General features: G+C 45.1%; 10 protein-coding genes. 6 read left to right on the top strand and 4 right to left on the bottom strand.

What is annotated here, in order from left to right; all coding sequences use genetic code 11:
- Nucleotides 1–171: 171 nt before the first annotated feature.
- On the bottom strand, nucleotides 172–3,279 hold the full coding sequence (locus C8D97_RS17240) for an efflux RND transporter permease subunit (protein ID WP_109765056.1): 3,108 nt from the start codon (nucleotides 3,277–3,279) through the stop codon (nucleotides 172–174).
- A 160-nt stretch (nucleotides 3,280–3,439) separates the two neighbouring features.
- Nucleotides 3,440–4,711 (bottom strand): efflux RND transporter periplasmic adaptor subunit, encoded by a 1,272-nt coding sequence (locus tag C8D97_RS17235; protein ID WP_109765055.1) that lies wholly within the window; start codon nucleotides 4,709–4,711, stop codon nucleotides 3,440–3,442.
- Nucleotides 4,712–5,036: 325 nt separating this feature from the next.
- On the opposite strand from C8D97_RS17235, the gene C8D97_RS17230 reads away from it, so the two are divergent.
- The 3 genes from C8D97_RS17230 to C8D97_RS17220 all read left to right on the top strand — a co-directional run bounded on the left by C8D97_RS17230 (nucleotide 5,037) and on the right by C8D97_RS17220 (nucleotide 8,383).
- A complete protein-coding gene (locus tag C8D97_RS17230) occupies nucleotides 5,037–6,050 on the top strand; it encodes a nucleoid-associated protein (RefSeq protein ID WP_109765054.1) in 1,014 nt (337 codons plus the stop codon).
- A 268-nt stretch (nucleotides 6,051–6,318) separates the two neighbouring features.
- Nucleotides 6,319–6,609 (top strand): hypothetical protein, encoded by a 291-nt coding sequence (locus C8D97_RS17225; protein ID WP_109765053.1) that lies wholly within the window; start codon nucleotides 6,319–6,321, stop codon nucleotides 6,607–6,609.
- Between the two features lie 166 nt (nucleotides 6,610–6,775).
- Entirely contained in the window at nucleotides 6,776–8,383 is a 1,608-nt protein-coding gene (locus tag C8D97_RS17220; protein ID WP_109765052.1) for an amidase, read from the top strand.
- Between the two features lie 39 nt (nucleotides 8,384–8,422).
- On the opposite strand, the gene C8D97_RS17215 is transcribed toward C8D97_RS17220, so the two are convergent.
- Nucleotides 8,423–9,586 carry a hypothetical protein gene (locus C8D97_RS17215; protein ID WP_109765051.1) on the bottom strand — a complete coding sequence of 388 codons (1,164 nt, stop codon included), beginning with the start codon at nucleotides 9,584–9,586 and terminating at the stop codon, nucleotides 8,423–8,425.
- Nucleotides 9,587–9,597: 11 nt separating this feature from the next.
- The gene (locus C8D97_RS17210) at nucleotides 9,598–10,455 is read right to left on the bottom strand and encodes a TraB/GumN family protein (protein ID WP_170115291.1); all 858 of its coding nucleotides are present in this window, start codon (nucleotides 10,453–10,455) and stop codon (nucleotides 9,598–9,600) included.
- Between the two features lie 267 nt (nucleotides 10,456–10,722).
- Here C8D97_RS17210 and C8D97_RS17205 point away from each other — a divergent pair, with 267 nt between their 5' ends.
- From C8D97_RS17205 to putA, 3 genes are all read left to right on the top strand, one after another.
- On the top strand, nucleotides 10,723–12,954 hold the full coding sequence (locus C8D97_RS17205) for a YgiQ family radical SAM protein (protein WP_109765049.1): 2,232 nt from the start codon (nucleotides 10,723–10,725) through the stop codon (nucleotides 12,952–12,954).
- A gap of 313 nt (nucleotides 12,955–13,267) precedes the next feature.
- On the top strand, nucleotides 13,268–15,451 hold the full coding sequence (locus tag C8D97_RS17200; protein ID WP_170115290.1) for an EAL domain-containing protein: 2,184 nt from the start codon (nucleotides 13,268–13,270) through the stop codon (nucleotides 15,449–15,451).
- 294 nt (nucleotides 15,452–15,745) lie between these two features.
- Nucleotides 15,746–19,543 carry a bifunctional proline dehydrogenase/L-glutamate gamma-semialdehyde dehydrogenase PutA gene (gene putA, locus C8D97_RS17195; RefSeq protein WP_109765047.1) on the top strand — a complete coding sequence of 1,266 codons (3,798 nt, stop codon included), beginning with the start codon at nucleotides 15,746–15,748 and terminating at the stop codon, nucleotides 19,541–19,543.
- Nucleotides 19,544–19,615: the final 72 nt, after the last annotated feature.

Here is a 19,615-nt window from a genome sequence, read left to right as displayed (position 1 = left end):
GATGGTGAGATTGGAAAGTTAAACACGCTCTTGTTTATAGGTTAATCCCTGATTAATTTTTCAACAACTTAAGCTTTGAGATATATTTCATATTGAGGTAGTCGCGGTTAAATAGCAGAAGCAATAACACCCATTACATCTGCTATTAACGTCTGTAACTGTTTGTTTTTTCTAACTGATTTTTTCGGGGTTATAGCGGGATTGGAAATCTTCCAGTACCAGATAAAAACAAGGAATGATCACTAACATAATCGACGTGGCAAAAATAATTCCAAACCCTAATGAAATAGCCATAGGGATTAACTGATAAGCCTGCCGTGACTGTTCCAAAATAATCGGCGTTAAACCGCCAAACGTTGTCAGTGTGGTTAAAACAATGGGTCGAAAGCGTCTTACACCGGCCTCATGAATGGCATCAAAAACAGACATCTGTTTGCGCTTTTTATTGGCGTAATCCACCATGATTAACGCGCCATTGACCACCACACCGGCCAGCGCAACCACCCCCATCATGCTGATAAGCGACAAATCATAGCCCAGTAACAGATGACCAAAAACCGCTCCTACGCTGCCAAATGGGATCGCCAACATAACAATAACCGGTTGCGAATAACTGCGAAAGGCAATCGCCAGCAACGAGTAAACCACCAGCATGGCCATGCCAAAGCCGCCCCAAAGTACCTGGGTTGATTCTCGCATTTGCGCCTGCGTACCGCTGAAGTTCCAGGTGATCCCAGGATACGCCTGCCGTAGTTCAGGCAGCACTTCTTGATTAATCGCTTTGATGATTCGCGAATTGGCGCTTTGCGGTTCAACATCCATACCGACGGTAATAACACGACGTCCATTACGGCGATCCAACGATGAAAAAGCCTCTCCCAAGCTCACATTCGCCACATCCATTAACGGCACTTCGATATTATCAGGCGTGCGTATGATAAAGTTTTCCAAGGTATGCGCTTGCTGTCGTTCGGACTCTGGTAATTTTACGCGCACTTCTATTTCATTGGTTCCTCTTAATTGCCTTAATGCCACGGCACCGTAAAACGCATCCCGAACCTGCCGCCCAATATCGGCCGAGGTCAGGCCAAGCATTTCGCCTTCCGGTTTTAAGGTAAAATCATATTGCAATTTACCCTTGTTATAACTGTCGTTAACATCACGAGTGGCGGTAAACGTTTTCATACGCTCAAGAAACTGCTGACTGGCCAGTGCCAGTACTTCCAGATCCGAATGGCTTAAGTCGACACTGATATCATCTCGCCAGCCCCCCGGACCACGCTCTGCCTCAAATGAAATTTGATCGACCCCATCTATATCGCCAATTTCATTACGCCACAGCTCAATCACTTCAGCGGCCGACATATCTCTCTGGTCGGGCGGCTTCATCACAATTTCTACATCAATAAAGCTCTTTCCGCGAACATTGGTTTTTATACCGTCGGCCACTTCAAATAAATTATGTTCAAGGAACATTTTATGGGTTGCGTCGGTAATTTCATTGGCGACACGGGCAGCCTGTCGCTGTGTAGTGCCCACCGGTAATGATACCCCCGCTTCGATCTCGTCGGCCGCCACTCGCGGCATCATTACCATGCCCATATGATCGCTGACTGCAAACGCACCAGTTACCAATAGTAGTGAAAACGCTGCACTTAATGTTAGGTAGCGTCGATGCAGACACCAGGCCAAAAAAGGCCGGTACTGATTTTGAATAAACCCGTTAAACCGTCGGGCAATAGCACGCTGACGACGATGTACTACGTGCCCCAGCTTTGTCGTGGCTTTATCGGTACTGTGCGCCAGATGCGCTGGCAAAATGTATAAAGCTTCAACCAGAGATATCGCCAGTACCGTTATTACCACAACCGGCAATGGCCACCAAAATAACCCAGTGGTGCCCGGTATAAACATCACCGGAATAAACGCAACTATGGTGGTCAAAATGGTAAAGGTAACCGGAGCGGCGATATCCTTTGCCCCCTTTATTGCCGCGGTCATAAAGTCATACCCCTGCTCGCGGTACTCATAAATATTTTCACCCACAACAATAGCGTCATCCACCACAATGCCCAGCACAACCAAAAAGGCGAACATTGAAATCATATTTATGCTGACACTGAGCATGGGCAAAAAGAGCAAACCGCCGACAAAGGAAATGGTCATCCCCATCATGATCCAGAACGCCAGCCGGTACTCAAGAAAGGCACCTAGGATCAACAATACGATGACTATCGCCAAAGCACCATTTTCCAATAATAAGTTGAGCCGATCCCGAAAGTCGGCAGCACGATTGCTGTCGATCCGAACCTCAACGCCATCAGGCAATGTTGTTTTTAAATCCGCCAAAACCCGATTGACGGTTTCAGCGATATCCAGAGGCGACTGTTTTCCAATTCGAAATATTTCAACTTCAATGGAGGGTTGGGCATTAAATTGCGCATGAAAACCGTCGTCTTCAAACCCATCGTCCAACCGGGCAATATCACCCAACCGAACAATGGCGCCCTGAGGGGAGGTGACGATGGCTATTTTCGCCAGCTGATCAGCCCATTGCTTACGCTCTTTTAATCGCAGCAGGATCTCACCTTCGTTGGTCTCAATGGCGCCCGCTGGAACATCGCGCGCCGATTCGCGAATACGCGACGCCACCTGACTCAGTGTTAATCCGTATTGTCGAAGCTGAGTCTGTGAAATTTCAATGTGCGTGACATAGGCCGGCACATTATTCAATGACACCTGAGATATACCAGGCTCGCTCAACAGTCGATCCCTGACTTGCTCGCCCAGTTTACGCAACGACCAGATATCCAGATCGCCATAAATACCTATTTCCATCACATCGCGCTGCTGAACCTGCATCGAGACTTCCGGTTCTTCAGTATCCTCCGGAAAGGTTCGAATTCGATTAACTGCCTGATCAATATCCTGAAACGCTTTGCTGCGATCCAAACCCGATACCAATTCAAGCCGGACACGCCCCGAGCCTTCGCGGGCGGTTGACGTCATTTCTCGTATCCCCTGTACCCCTCGAACCGCTTCTTCCACTGGTTGCAAAATGCCTTTTTCCACTTCTTCGGGTGAGGCGCCAGGATATTGCACATCCACTTCAACAATGCCCAGCTCAAATTGTGGGAACACTTCCTTTTGCACCTGGATCGCCATGTACAGGCCGCCACCAAGTAAAATCATCATAAACAGATTGGCCGCAATGGAATTGCGAGCCATCCACTCAATTGGGCTAACAAAACCTCCTGATGAATTATCTTGATCAAGCATATGACTTATCCGTTATTTTTTGTTTGTCTGCATTGCTTTTAATATCGAAAACTCTTTCTATCGTTCACTCTTCTCTATCGATTACTGTTTTATATCGAACACTGTTTTGAATCGCTTATTCTATTGTAATGCCTCTCTTGTAACGGTTCTCTTCTAACGCTTATGATTCATTTGAACCTGATTTTATTCCATCAACCGTTTGCGGGTTATTGCTGGTACCTGATTTACGCGCAACGGCAGCCCCTTCTTTTACCGTCGATAAGTCGGTGGTGATGACTTCTGCGCTGTCCATGATGCCACTGGCCAGATAAACAAATTGTTCGTCTCGAAAAACCACCTCAACCGATTTGATGGCCAATACGTCATCTTGTAGCAACCAAAGGGTGTCATTTTTACGTAAATACTGACGCGGCAATCGAATCACATTCGACAAAGTTTTTGCCGGTAATGCCACCTCAACAAAACTGCCCGCAACCAAGGGTTTCTCATTGCTGGATAACCCAAGTGGGTCATCAACACTCACCAATACCGTCAGCATTCGGGTACTTTGCTCGAGCTCAGAAACAAGGTGTTTAAACTGCCCCTGGCGGGTATAGCCTTTCGGCCAGGCATTATGATCGCGAACCGTCACCTTGGTTGTGCTGGAATTTTCAGGTGCATTTTCTGACTTACTCCCTGCTGCGACTGATGCTTTTAACCGGCTCATTTTATTCAGCGGCACACTGGCTTCTATCCAGTATTCGTCAACACCAATTAAGCGAGCCAGAGTATCGCCAGCACTGACTTGAGAACCCATGCTAACTTCACGAGACACAACCTGCGCATCAAAAGGTGCGTGAATTTCTGTGCGTTTTAAGTCCAGTCTGGCTTTGGCCAGGTTTGCTTTGGCAGCCGTCACTCTTGCTTGTGCACTCAGCAGTTGTGGTTGACGCAACACCAGCGCCTTGTTTTGCTCCGATAGCTCGGTGTTGAGTGACTGATACACATTTTTCGCTCTTTCCTGCTCACCCATTTCAGTGCTCAGAGCCGACTGCGCCTCAGTTAACTCACTGTTCGCTTGCTGCACCGCCAACTGATAATCGTCGGTATCCAGTTGAATCAGTGGCTGCTGCCGGGCGATCAAAGCCCCCGGTACAAAGGCCTCATCCATCTGGACAACTTCGCCCGATACTCTCGATTTTAACGCCACTTGCTGAGCAGGCGTGACCACGCCCATGGCTTTTATGGAAGGTTGATAATCTTGGCGTTTAACAACAAGCGTATCAACCAACATGGCTGATTTGCGGGTAGCCCCTTCACGCTTGGCTTCCGGTTCGGTATTAAAAATAATGACGGTTATTATTGCGGCAACCAGCACTATCGCAAGGCCTGGTACCCAACCAGAGCGACCATCAATCCGTTTTAGCGTTTTACGGTTCCACTTGTGACTCATAAGTCCACCCGATTTAATTATATTGACCAACAAATTGAACAACTATGCGCTGACAACTATGTGATAACAGCTGTGCGCACTATCTTCAGCAAATAAAAAGCGTCAGTAAATAGAAAACGTTATGCTCCACAGATTAGCACAGTAATAAGAATCATTCACATCAGTGATGTTAATGAAGAGTAACTTTAACAATAACGTTTTCCCGTTCTGATTCAACAAGTTATCAACTCGAAAAAGTTTACTATGGCAAAAAGGCTCAGCTAACCTCTTTTCAAACATCTGAGCTGATATATAATCGTGGCCCATTTGATTGTTAGAGTGCTGTATGACCATAAAACATTGTTCTATTCATAAGTTGCAACGCTCCAAACCCGGCTCGGAAGCAAAAATACAATTGCGTCCCGATGAAGTGAATGCCGAAGGCCCCATTGTTTCGCTGTTTGAACAACTCAAACTGACTTTTCAGCGCAGTACGCAAAAACAATACGGTTTATTTGATCCGGAGCAATCGGACAATCCATTGCCCGCGTTGTTGAAAAACCACGAATCCGATTCGATCAGTTTTTCCAGCCTAACCCATCAGGCCATGGATCACTTAAAGCTTCAGTTCGAAAAGACACCGGAGCCGATGAACAGTCACATTTTATTTGTGATGGATGAACTGGTTGAGCAACAGTTTTTTTATGTTTTCTGGATCAATCACACCGATGCCCAGTTCATCAATAATGAGCTGGATGTGGATACACTGGAATATATTAACCCCGCCAAACTCAACTTTGCCTTCAAGATTGATATGGAACAGTGGAAAGTAGAGGGCTGGGATCAATACCTGTCGTTTATCGCCTCAAAGGGCAACAAAGAACTAACCGAAGCCTTTAAATCCTTCGCCGGGTTTATATCCAGCGTCGACTTAAAAGCACAAACCGAAGACTTCCTGTCCGTGGTTGATGATTACATTGATCAGCAGGAGCCAACAAAGGGCGAACAGTTAAAAAGTAAAATTGTTGAGTACTGTATTGATCAGGATATGTCTGGTGCGCCGGTTGATCTGGACGACCTGTCAACACAACTGGACGATGACAATCCGGCTCAGTTCTCAAGTTTTGTGTCCGAAAATAAACCGGAAGTTAAAAAAGAAATCTACACTGACCGAGCCAGCCTGAAAAAATACGTGCGCTTTTTTGGGCGCGATAAAAACCTCAGCATCAGCTTTTCATCGGAGATGTTTGGCGACAACATTGTATTTGATGAAGACTCCGACGAGTTAATTGTGAAACACATTCCAAAATCATTAAAAGCGCAATTAACCCGATACATCAAGCGCAAACAAAGCAGTTAACACGTTAAGCGATTTAACCAAGAATTGAGTTAATCCTATATTCAGTGACAGCTTACCGAATAGCTGTCACTGTTTAACAAAATCTAATATCCCTTCCCTACTGTTAAACAAAAATAAATGTTCTATTATTAGGTATAAATGACCGCTGACAGAGGGAACTTCTCGGGTGAACACTTATCCAAGCAGTTGCTTAGACATTTAAGCCATACCCAGTCAGGCCAACCCGCTAAAACATAGCACTAAGAGACGCCACCAAGACAAACTCAAGATGATAAATATTCGATACACAGCTAGCAAATTAACAGCCGTCGCTTGTGGCAGCTTAATGTTGGTTATGAGCGGTTGCAGTTCGAAACAACTGTACAACGCCGTTCAGGAAAACCGGCAACAAGCTTGTTTAAAATCACCGCCCGGGCAATACGACCAATGCATGGCCGAACACTCTCTATCGTATCGCGAATATCAGCAGCAACGGGAAAAAGCTTTGCAACAACCTGAGCAGCCTCAAACTTCGAATAAACCTCTCAAAGCGAATAAAAAGGACTCTGAAAATAAATAAGCGTCAGACAATAAATATTAAACAATAAAAAAACTACCCTTAAACCTCTATTTCCAATACTTAACACGACCAACACATCACTATACAACTGTCCGTTATAACCTATTGCATTTCACCATGGGCTAAGGTGTAATATTCGCCACCAACAATAATAAAGAATATCGCTATGCCAACACCAAGTACCCAAAACCATTTTTTTGCCCGCTCTGTATCGGTATTTATTTCCGCAATACTGATTAGCTTTTTATCGGCCTGTGCAACGGTTACTCATGATAAACCAGCCTTGCACACTTCACTCGAGCAATGGACCAGTACTGAAACCATTGAGCAACTGCATCAACGACTATTGAATAACGAATTTAGTGTTACTGATTTAACCGAATTTTATATCCATCAAATCGAAACCAAAAACCCTCAGCTAAGCAGTGTCATTCTTATCAACCCGGATGCGCTTACCATTGCAAAGCAACTGGATCAGGAGCTGACGCAAGGCAAAATCCGCAGCAAACTGCATGGCATGCCGATATTACTGAAAGACAATATTGAAACTCAGGACATGCCGACAACGGCAGGTTCGTTTGCATTAAAAGACAATCACACCCGTCGTGATGCCACCATCACCAAAGATTTACGCACAGCCGGTGCCGTTATTCTGGGCAAAGCCAACTTAAGTGAATGGGCCAATATTCGTTCGGAACGTTCCTCATCCGGTTGGAGCGCCATTGGTGGGCAAACCCGCAATCCGCACGATCCTAGTCGAACGCCCTGTGGCAGCAGTTCAGGTTCAGGGGCTTCAGTCGCCGCCAATATGGCCATTGCCGCCATAGGCACCGAAACCAATGGTTCCATTACCTGTCCAGCGGCCGTTAATGGTGTCGTCGGGGTTAAACCTACCGTAGGTCTGGCAAGCCGATTTGGCATAGTGCCCATTTCACACACTCAGGACACCGCGGGCCCCATGACTAAGTTTGTCGCCGATGCCGCGCTAATTTTGCAACACATGAGCTCTGCAGATGAACTGGACAGCGCCACCAGTGCCCGTGTATTCGATCGCAGTGTGAATTTAGTGCCTACAACAAAACCATTGGATCAGTTTAAGTTAGGAATGTTTCATTCATCCGCCACCAATCATGAGCAGGTTAAAGCGCTGGAGCAACAACTGATCGAATGGTTAGAGCAGCAACAGGTTTCATTGGTAAAGGATTTAAAAACCAGCCCTTATTCGGGATTCTGGAACGATACCTATCAAGTTTTACTGTTTGAATTAAAGCACGATTTAAATCAATACCTCGGTGGATTACCGAATCAATACAATGCACTGACACTAGAAAAACTCATCGAATTTAATGAAAACAATAAAGCCATTGAAATGCCGTATTTTCAACAAGAAATATTTGAAAAAGCGCAACAAAAAGACGATCTTGACAGTCAGGAATACCAAACAGCATTGAAAAAAATTCGGGAAGAAACGCGCAACACGCTGCAGTCCATGATCAATGAAAACAAACTGGATGCATTAACTGCCATAACACGAGGGCCAGCCTGGAAAATCGATCGCGTCAATGGCGACAACGCCAACGGTGGTGTCTCTACCTACTCCGCAGTATCCGGTTATCCACACATTACCATTCCACTTGGCAAGGTACATGGCTTACCCATAGGCGTATCCATTATGGGATTACCCCATCAGGAAGCAAAATTGTTTGAAGTGGCTCAGGCACTGGAATCGCTTATCCAACAACAGTCTATGCTAAGCAAAAATGATTCAGAGTAACCATGAACAGTTGTGAATAAACCAACAAGTCGGAACTGATTATTCGGTTCCGACTTGACGCGAATTGCACGGATCGTACTGAGGATTTTTTGATAAACGGACGGCTTCTTCAATGGTATTTTTATAAGCTTCTAATTCGCCAAATTTGATCCATTGCTCAACCAGATAACGTCCCAGATTTTCATCCATCAAAATAAGATTACTGACCTTTTCCATTTCAGCCAGCTGCTTATCAATCCGATGCTTTTCTTCGGAAAGCTTTTTGACCATATCATCATCTCTGCCGTTATAAGCATTTATTTGCAGAGTTAAACCCAGTTGTTTATCTGCAATGGTTTTGCCTTGCTTATAAAGCTTCTCTCCCACCTGGGCACAAAGATTTAAAATATCAGGGCGAAATAAAGACTGGTTTTCACAAAAATTTAATGTGCTATTGGCAGGTAGCCTGGGGGAGCTAACCACAACAGCAAAAGACGCCACCAAACGCAGTGGAAAGCTATCAATTTCAGATTGATTAAACGCCCGTAAACTCATAATTAATGAGTCACCATGAAAATCATATAAGTTTGAAGCCGCCAAAAAACCATTGAGTGCCTGTATGGCTTGGGTTGTTTTTTTATTTTTTGCAAACTGTTCCGCACGCATTAACCAGAAACGACCTTCCTGATAATTTTCCGACACAATATTGGCGAAACGCGATTCCTTGCAAACATTATTCTGTTCCGATTCTTGTAAACATTTAGTTAACAGTAAGTAATTGGCGTAGTTAGAAAACTGTGATGACTGACTGTATTGAAGATAAGTGTTTAACGACTCCTTATTGTTTTCCAGTAAGGCAACCATTAAGTTTGCCGGTACGGTGTTTAACGCCGCAAGCTGTTCTTTTAAGGCATTATGCTGAAGAAATCGATTCGACTGCTCGGTATCAAGCAGCTCATCCAGATCTTGCTTGCATGTAACCACATCCAGATGATTGTCTTGTAAATCATTAGGATCAACCGTCACAGGAGCTTCCGGTTCTGACGGTTGCTTCTTCTGTTCTATCGGTAAAGAAATATTGGATATCGGATGTATCGATTGCTCGCTTTCCTGAACGCCAGAAACATTTAAATCAGCGAGCATTTTTGAATGATGCCAGAACATTAAACTGAGTGCGGTTGCGACTAACACAGCCGCACTCAATATCCATTGACGTGTTGACATGGCCTGTCGTATTAATCCATTTGCGTAACAGTGTAACCACGCGACTTTAACTGCTCAATCACACCAATATCGCCAACCAGGTGCAACCCACCCACCATAATCAGTTCTTTTTCCGGGGTTGCCAGCATGGCTTCAATTTTCGGTATCCAGTTATTGTTACGAACCACAATTAAACTTTTATAATACTCGGGAGATTCTTTTTCGAACGGCAGCAAAAAATCATTTTTGAAAGTATCTACATCACCTTGATAAAGCGCCGAGACCATTTTATCTAACATTTTGTCAGCATTTTTTGCATCTCGTATTGTGCTTTTTATTAGTGCATCACCATCAACGTCATCATTAAATAATGCGTCTAGCTGATCGTCAATAGATTCTAACGCTAACAAACCTTTTCCATCTTGGCGTGCTTTTTTATTAAACATCATATCAATGCCTTCTGGTTTTGCACCTTCGCGCATCATCATACCCAACATAATATTCACACTGACCGAAGTGGGCTTCATTTCAAGCATTGGCTTCAATGGAAAACCGTTTTCATTACAAAAATTTTCCAGCTGTTGAAAAACTTCTGGGCTTAATACGTCGCTAAGTTTAGTACCATCCTGATACATACCCCGATGTGCCATTTTGAATACGGCTGCCATCATCTCTTTCAAATCCACTTCAAAGGCAACCACATCCGCCTGTTGATAGGCCAGGTTGTAGGCTTCCGGTAATGACTTATCCTGCTCTCTTAGTACATGAATGGTACCGGCAATAAACGCCGACTTTTGATCCTTTTCCACTTTCCAGACAAAAGTTTTAGCCGAACTTTGACTGGATAAAACACTAAATACTATAAGTGCAGCAATAACGATTTTTTTCAACGTAAACTCCTGATTTTTCAAATAAGTAACCAGTAGCACTAGTCATTTTAGAATCGGCTTTATTACAGGCCAGTTTAGCATTCAGCCAATCCGCTTCGATTATTTGCCGATAGATTGCGGTAAAAGGCCGTTAAAACCACTATTGTTGCAAAAAATAACTATTCGCCAGCGGTTAAGTTTGGCATAATATGCGACCATTTTTTGACCAGCTCCGAGTGTTCTCAGTGTTGGTATCTGAATTTTTCGCATAATCAACTACGGCATTTCATGAAACAAACCGCGCAACATCTTTTTGAATACCCCAAATACTGGGCTGAATGTTACGGCACAGCGCCCTATTTACCCATGTCCCGGCAAGAAATGGACGAACTGGGCTGGGACAGCTGCGACATCATTCTTGTTGTGGGTGATGCTTACATCGACCATCCAAGCTTCGGTATGGCTGTGATGGGCCGGTTTCTGGAATCTCAGGGCTTTCGTGTGGGCATCATTGCCCAGCCGGACTGGAACAATCCCGATGAATTTAGCAAACTGGGCACGCCCAATCTGTTTTTTGGTGTGTCCGCCGGCAATATGGACTCAATGATCAACCGTTATACCGCCGACTTAAAAGTGCGTAACGACGATGCCTATACCCCTCATGGTGTGGCGGGCAAGCGCCCCGACCGGGCATTAACGGTTTACTGCCAGAAATTGCGTGAAATTTACAAAGACGTACCTATTGTCGCCGGTGGTATCGAAGCATCACTGCGCCGAATTGCTCAATACGATCACTGGTCGGGCAAAGTGCGACGTTCGGTATTGCTCGACTCGGGCGCCGATATTGTTTTATACGGTAACGCAGAACGTGCCATTGCCGAAATTGCCAATGAGTTATCGCTCGGCAAACCGATCCAGCAACTGACCGACATTCGTGGCACAGCGTTTATTCGAGATGCTGTACCGGGTGGCTTTACCGAAGTCGACTCCACGCGTATTGACTGGCCAGGGCAAATTGATGCGATCCCATCGCCCTATGAATATGTCCATCAGGAAGGTGAAACCAATCATGATTCTGGTGGCTGTTCGAAACAGGAAGCCATGCAGAATGACTCTGCTGCAACTAATTCTACTGCAACTAATAGCGATGCCGTTCCTATTCGGGTGATCCCGATGCCACTGACGCGGAAAGAAAAGCTCGATCCGGCGAAAACCGTGGTGCGACTGCCTTCGTTTGAAAAAGTCAGCAAAGATCCGGCGCTTTATGCTCACGCCTCTCGTGTGTTGCACCTGGAGTCGAACCCAAACAACGCCAAGGCGTTAGTGCAAAAACACGGCACCAAAGAAATTTGGGTCAATCGCCCACCCATTCCGTTAGAAACCGACGAAATGGACGGTGTATTTGATTTGCCGTACCAACGCAAACCACACCCAAGCTATGGTGATGCGCACATTCCCGCCTATGAGATGATCAAGTTTTCGGTCAATATTATGCGCGGCTGTTTTGGCGGTTGTACCTTCTGTTCCATTACCGAGCACGAAGGACGGGTGATTCAAAGCCGTTCGCAAGAATCCATATTGAAAGAAATTGAAAACATTCGCGATAAAACACCGGGATTTACCGGCACCATTTCCGATTTGGGTGGGCCCACGGCCAATATGTATCAACTGAATTGCGTCAGCGATGAGATCCAGTCCAATTGCCGAAAACTGTCCTGCGTGTACCCAACCATTTGCCCGAATCTGGTTACCGATCATTCGCCCACCACACAACTGTATCGAAAAGCGCGAAATGTCGACGGCGTTAAGCGAGTCGCCATTGCCTCTGGTTTACGATACGACCTGGCCGTGGAAGATCCGGAATACGTTAAAGAGCTGGTGCAACACCACGTTGGCGGCTATTTAAAAATTGCGCCGGAACACACCGAAAGCAATACACTGGATAAAATGATGAAGCCGGGCATCGGCAGCTACGATGCGTTTAAAAAGCTGTTTGATAAATATTCCAAAGAAGCCGGTAAAGAGCAGTATTTGATCCCTTACTTTATTGCGGCTCATCCGGGCTGTACCGATGAAGACATGATTAATCTCGCACTCTGGTGCAAGAAAAATGATTTCCGACCTGATCAGGTGCAAACCTTTTACCCCTCTCCCATGGCGTTAGCCACCGCCATGTATTATTCCGATCGCGACCCACTGCATAAAGTCAGTTACAAGTCGGACAAAATGTACACCGCCAAAGAGTTGTCTCAACGCAAAGTGCATAAAGCATTGCTGCGTTATCACGATCCCAAAAACTGGCCATTCATTCGTGAAACCTTACAAGAAAAAGGGCTAACCCATTTAATTGGTGATGGACCCGAGTGTTTGATCCCATGGAACGACGATGCCAAAGGCTATTCAAAAAATAGAACCCACGGTAAGCGCGCCGGCCAGAAGAAAGCCGGGCCTCATGCGGTAAAAGTAAAACAGACCTCATCCCATAAACGAGCAAAACATCATAAGCGGGTATCGCCTTAAGTTGGTACCTGCTATTGTTTAACACTTACTTTTCACCAATTCTATTTCTTAAAATCAATTATCGAACCTCTCTATCATCAGTTGAGAATGCGTAAATTATCCCATAAGCACCGGTAAACCTCGGTGAATTGAGTTATCGCTTTAAGAAATACTTATAAAAGTGACACTTCCATAGTGTGTATAAATGCATAATTGCATCTATACTGAGTTCATCCCTCTTTCAAAAAAGAAAAAAGCTCGGATACTACTACCCCTAATGCCAAGTCGCTGTCGTGTTATTTTCTCTGTCTGTGCTATTAGTGCTTTGCTCTGTATGACCATTACGGCGCGCGCGGCTGAGCTATCGAAATCACAACAAAAATATTTAAAAGACATTGCCCAAATTCGCCTCTGTGTCGGTCCAAACTCAATGCCTCTGGAAGACATTGTTGATGGTCAGCATATTGGCATGAATGCCGAATACATCGCTCTATTTCGAAAAGAACTTCCCATCCCAATCCGTCTGAAGCTTACATCGACTTGGGAGGAATCAATGAACAAAGTGAAGTCTGGTTCGTGCGATATTATTGCGCTTATTGCAGAAACTCCCAGTCGAAAACAATTTTTAAGTTTTACCAAACCTTATATCACTATTCCCTTTGTTGTAGTAACCACACAAGAAAAATTTTTTGTATCCAAGCTTGAGTTACTGAAAGATAAAAAGCTAGGTATGCATAAAGGTTATGCTTATGTAGAGTTACTTAAAAACCTTTATCCAGACATGAATCTTATTGAGGTCAACTCAAGACAGGAAGGACTTGAGAAAGTAAACAACGGTGAACTCTATGGTTACTTTAGTGGACTGCATTTAGCTGGTTACGCTATTCAAGAAGGCAACTTTACTAACTTAAAAATTAATGGCCAATTCGATGAGCTGGCTCAAGTTAAACTGGGCATTGGCGTTCGTAAAGAATATGAACCACTTGTGGGCATTTTTAATCACTTAATTGATGATATCCCAGAACATGAGGCAAATCGAATTGATAAATCTTGGCGAAAGGTACAATTTGAGGTATCGGAAAGCTACCAAACTATCACTCAAATCAGTGTGCTCGCACTGATCTTAATTATTATTTTTATGTTTTGGCAATTTCAGTTGCGCCGTCATAACCGAGAGCTGGAAAAGCGAGAAAAAACAATCTGGAAACAAGCGAACTTTGATTTTTTAACCAAGCTGCCAAACAGGCGATTGTTTCAGGACAGACTGGAACAGCTGGTGAAAGCACATAATCGTCAGCCAGTTTCTTTCGCATTAATTTTAATTGACTTGGATGGGTTTAAAGAAATTAACGATACACTAGGCCATGACTTAGGAGATGAGTTATTAATTAAAGCCGCTGAACGACTGCAAAGCAGTATTCGAGAAACCGATATTATTGCGCGCTTGGGCGGTGATGAATTTGTGATTATTTTAAATGACATCCACAGCGAAAGCTCGGTTGAGATGGTTGCTCAACAATTGCTTGAAAACCTGTCATCGCCTTTTGTATTGGCGGGCGATGTTTCTCACGTGAGTGCTAGCATTGGAATTACACTTTTCCCACAAGATTGTTCTGGCGATCCTGACGGAATAAAGTTATTAAAAAATGCTGATCAGGCCATGTACGCTGCAAAACGCAAAGGCAAAAATACCTTTCATTACTTTACGCCAAAAATGCAGCAGCAAGCATTAAATCGAATGATCATGATCAGCGATTTACGCCACGCACTGGCGAACCATCAATACCAGCTTTATTTTCAACCGATTCTCGATCTCAATACGCTTTCCATTTATAAAGCCGAAGCCTTACTCAGGTGGCAGCATCCGTTACACGGTATGATTGCACCGGATCAGTTTATTCCTTTGCTCGAAGAAACCCGCATGATAAATGAAGTTGCTAACTGGGTATTTCAACAGTCACTCGACGCTGTAAAACAACTGCACAAGGAATTTACGCCAAAATTCCAGCTAAGTGTTAATGTTTCTCCCGTGCAATTCCGTATGTTGACGTCCAAACAGTGGCCACAAGATATGAGTAACCTGGGATTACCGGTGGAATCGGCAGCCATAGAGATTACCGAATCCATGCTAATGGAAGAACGCATCAGCGGTCATGTGTCCGAATTTCGAAATCAAGGATTTCAGGTTGCCCTTGATGACTTTGGTGTCGGCTATTCATCGCTATCTTATTTAAGAAAGTTTCCCATTGATTACCTTAAAATTGATAAGTCCTTTGTCTCAAGCCTTGATGAAAATAACGACGATCTTGCTCTGTGTGAAGCCATTGTAACCATGGCTCATAAACTCAAAATAAAAGTGGTGGCTGAAGGTGTCGAAACCGAAGCCCAGCTTAAACTTTTACATAAAATTGGTTGCGACTTTGCGCAAGGCTTTTTAATTGCAAAGCCACTTCCTTTGAGTACGTTTAAAAATAATCTCAATGTTATCAATAACACATTGAAAGACCTGCTTATATAAAGCTTTACTGACATTTATATTGCTTTTTGTTCAAAGTAAATTGACCTGTTAAACTTTTCTTACAAGTTTATTCACTCATCTGATCCAGAGTTCCTTTTTTACCGTTCAATGCTACAAGTGTTATTGCAACCGTTGCTTATATAAAAAAACTATCAAGCGACAGGTTAAGCGCCGGTATTTCTTAGTGGTAAGGCTGGTTTTCACCACTGGAAAAGAGTATCGTTGCCCTAAATTTTATTCTCGAGAGTTGCTATGGTAACTCTTGCTTTTATCGACGTTAAAAAGTGAGGTTTTATGTTATTTGACGACAAGTTAGCGACCGACGATCCTATCCGTCAAAGAATTCGTGATTTTTATCGCATTGATGAAAGTCAGGCGGTTGATTTGATTCTTCCTCATGCCGAAGTCAACATGCGTGCCCGTAGCCGAGCCTGGGAACGTGCCCGCAAAATGGTGTTGCAAATTCGCCGTCAGCAAGCCGGACACGGTGGTGTCGATGCCTTGTTAAATGAGTACTCACTGTCAACCGAAGAAGGCGTGGTATTGATGTGTTTGGCAGAAGCCTTGCTGCGTGTTCCCGATAAAAGCACCCAGGATGAATTAATCCGCGATAAATTATCGAAAGGCCAGTGGACACCTCATCTTGGCAATAGCGATTCATTATTCGTTAATGCCTCTTCCTGGGGATTGTTATTCACCGGCAACATGGTGAATTACGCCGATAAACGCAAACAGGAACACTTTGGCCTATTGAAAAAAACCCTTGGCCGATTGGGCGAGCCTGTGATTCGCCGCGCCATGAACATTGCCATGAAAGTTATGGGTCGGCAATTTGTCATGGGCGAAGAAATTGAAGACGCGGTAGATCGCGCTCAGGAAAAAGAAAAGAAAGGCTATGTCTATTCTTACGATATGCTTGGCGAAGGCGCACGCACCAGTGCCGATGCCGATCGCTATTACAAAGCCTACGAAGACGCCATCCATGTTATTGGCGAAGCCGCGAAAGGTCGCGGACCAAAATTAAGTCCGGGCATTTCCGTTAAGTTATCGGCCATACATCCCCGTTACGAATTCACTCATCGCGACAGAGTGCTTGAAGAAATTCCTGCCCGATTAAAAGATCTCTGTATGTTGGCGAAAAAGTACGACATTGGCTTAACCGTTGATGCCGAAGAGTCGGAGCGACTGGATATCTCACTGGATATTATTGAAGCCGTTTTTATGGACGACGATTTGGGCAACTGGACCGGATTTGGTCTTGCGGTTCAGGCGTATCAAAAACGGGCCCTCTACGTTATTGATTGGTTAAAAGAGTTAACCGAACGCGCTGGCCGAAAACTGATGGTGCGTCTGGTGAAAGGCGCCTACTGGGATACCGAAATTAAAAACACCCAGATGGCAGGCTTAGATGGCTTTCCGGTGTTTACCCGTAAATCCTCCACCGACGTTTGCTATCACGCCTGTGCCAATCGACTGCTCGATTACCGTGACACCATTTACCCACAGTTTGCCACGCACAACGCCTACACCGCTTCGGTGATTCTTGAGCTGGCGGGTGATGATAAAGAAGGCTTTGAGTTCCAGTGCCTTCATGGCATGGGTGACACCCTTTACGATCAGGTGGTTGAAGAAGATAAAATTCAATGCCGCGTTTACGCACCAGTGGGTGAGCACGAAGATCTGCTGGCCTATCTGGTTCGCCGCTTATTGGAAAATGGTGCCAACTCTTCTTTTGTTAATGCCATCGTAGACGATTCACAACCGGTTGAAGCATTACTGGAAGATCCGGTTGAAAAAACCCAACGATTAAAAACCAAATTCCACACAAAAATTCTGAAACCGGTGGATCTATACGGCGATGAGCGTGACAACTCGAAAGGTCTGGATCTCACTGACGTTACCACGTTAGAAGATCTTAAATTTACCTGTGACCGCTGGTTTAATGAAAACAAACTGGATGAAAAGGACGTCCCCGAAGACGCCCATGCTGTGCGTAATCCGGCCAATAGTCAGGAAATTGTCGGCTATCATCGCCACCATAATAAAGAGCAAATGATCGAGAAGTTATCAGCGGCTCATGAAGCTTTTGATAGCTGGTCAGCAACACCTGTAGAGGAACGGTCAGAACTGCTGCGCCGGGTTGCTGATATCATGGAGCGACACATGGGCGAACTGATCGCTCTGTGTATTAAAGAAGCCGGCAAGGTTGCTCAGGATGGCATCGACGAAGTGCGAGAAGCGGTGGATTTTTGTCGCTACTACGCAGCACGTGCCGAAGAACTGGCAGAAGATGAACGCCTGCTGCCTCGTGGCGTAGTGTTATGTATCAGCCCCTGGAACTTCCCATTGGCGATCTTCCTTGGACAGGTGACCGCCGCCATAGCCACCGGCAACACGGTACTGGCCAAGTCGGCCGAGCAAACCAGCCTTATTGCGAAACGGGCCGTTGAATTAATGCACTCAGTGGGTGTACCGGAAAATGTGGTTCAATTAATCATAGCGAAAGGTTCCGATGTCGGTGAAGCATTACTCCCCGACGAACGCATCCGCGCGGTTATGTTCACCGGTTCAACACAAACCGGTACATTAATTTCACAGGTACTGGCATCCCGAGGGGGTGAGCAGGTTCCATTGATTGCCGAAACCGGTGGCCAGAACTGTATGATCGTCGACTCAACCGCATTGCCCGAGCAAGTGGTGGACGATGTTATTGCCTCAGGCTTCCAAAGTGCCGGGCAACGCTGCTCAGCGCTTCGCGTACTGTTTATTCAGGAAGATATCGCCGATGACGTGATCGACATGCTGATTGGCGCCATGAAAGAGTTAACACTGGGCGATCCGGCCATGTTAAGCACCGATGTAGGCCCTGTAATTGATGAGAAAGCCCTTAAGTCGTTGCAGGAACACGCAGAAGCCATGCAAGACAAAGCCAAACTGCTATTTGCACCGGAGCTGACTGAGCAACACGCGAATGGCACTTTCTTTGCGCCGCACTTATACGAAATCGATGATATTAATGTGCTGGAACGTGAAGTGTTTGGCCCCTGTATTCATATTGTGCGCTACAAATCGAAGCAAATTGAAAGCTTGATCGACAAAATAAACGGCACAGGGTTCGGCCTGACCATGGGCGTTCACTCGCGCATCGAAGAGCGCTGCAATGAACTGGCCAAATTGTCCCGCGCCGGAAATGTTTACATCAATCGAAATATGATTGGCGCCATTGTTGGTGTGCAACCCTTCGGTGGCCGCGGCTTATCCGGTACTGGCCCGAAAGCCGGTGGCCCACATTACCTGCAACGGTTGATGAAAGAAAAAGCCACACCAAAGGAAATCATTAACGACTCGGTGCATGAAGATAAAGCACTGGAGAGTGATGAAGCCGCGCAGAAAGAAGCCAACACCATAATGGAGCAGGCAGCAACCGGAAATGAAAAATGGCGTCTGACGGATTTAAACACCCGTATTTCATCGGTGCGACAGCTACTGGCCAAAATAGCCAAAGTTGAAATCGTCGATGAATTAGCGGATGACTTAAATCGTACTCTGGCCAATGCGCGCTCTCAGCTCACCAGTATTGAACGCCTGTTACGCAAACCGATTCAACTTCCCGGACCAACCGGCGAATCGAACTTACTGTTTCTTGAGTCAAGAGGCATTCTGGTGTGTTTTGCTGACAAAGACGTAACCTTTGAATACTGGGCGCTGTCGATTGTTAAAGCATTAGCTACCGGCAATACCGTTGTTTCCGTGGTATCCGATTTATTCTATGAAGAAGCTTTAGCTTTTCGGGATAAATTTGTTTCAACCGATACCCCGGAAAACGTGTTGCAGGTTGCCCGATTAAAACACCTTGACGCACTACTGATGCATCCTGATCTGGCCGGAGTTGTGGTTGACAGTAACGCCGATCGGAGTGCCTACTTTGCTGCAAAACTGTCTGAGCGAACGGGCGCTATTTTACCGGTTATTACCGCAGAATATTCGGATAACCTGATCCAGCGACTGCTAACAGAAAAAACCGTCAGCACCGACACGACTGCCTCGGGTGGAAACACGTCATTAATGACCATGATCGAAGAAGACGAATAGGGTTAAAACAGAGAGTAGTTTAACTAACAAGTTATTTTTGAATGACGGATAATTTCTGAATTTAAGTCAGAA

This window comes from Pleionea mediterranea (assembly GCF_003148745.1).
Taxonomy (GTDB): Bacteria; Pseudomonadota; Gammaproteobacteria; order Enterobacterales; family Kangiellaceae; genus Pleionea; species Pleionea mediterranea.
This window is presented reverse-complemented; position numbering and strand designations above follow the sequence as displayed.

Excerpts from the sequence above, each read along its gene's own strand:
- C8D97_RS17225 (WP_109765053.1), top strand. The coding sequence starts at position 6,319 with ATGATAAATATTCGATACACAGCTAGCAAATTAACAGCCGTCGCTTGT.
- putA (WP_109765047.1), top strand. The coding sequence starts at position 15,746 with ATGTTATTTGACGACAAGTTAGCGACCGACGATCCTATCCGTCAAAGA.
- C8D97_RS17220 (WP_109765052.1), top strand. The coding sequence starts at position 6,776 with ATGCCAACACCAAGTACCCAAAACCATTTTTTTGCCCGCTCTGTATCG.
- C8D97_RS17230 (WP_109765054.1), top strand. The coding sequence starts at position 5,037 with ATGACCATAAAACATTGTTCTATTCATAAGTTGCAACGCTCCAAACCC.
- C8D97_RS17205 (WP_109765049.1), top strand. The coding sequence starts at position 10,723 with ATGAAACAAACCGCGCAACATCTTTTTGAATACCCCAAATACTGGGCT.
- C8D97_RS17215 (WP_109765051.1), bottom strand. The coding sequence starts at position 9,586 with ATGTCAACACGTCAATGGATATTGAGTGCGGCTGTGTTAGTCGCAACC.
- C8D97_RS17235 (WP_109765055.1), bottom strand. The coding sequence starts at position 4,711 with ATGAGTCACAAGTGGAACCGTAAAACGCTAAAACGGATTGATGGTCGC.
- C8D97_RS17240 (WP_109765056.1), bottom strand. The coding sequence starts at position 3,279 with ATGCTTGATCAAGATAATTCATCAGGAGGTTTTGTTAGCCCAATTGAG.
- C8D97_RS17200 (WP_170115290.1), top strand. The coding sequence starts at position 13,268 with ATGACCATTACGGCGCGCGCGGCTGAGCTATCGAAATCACAACAAAAA.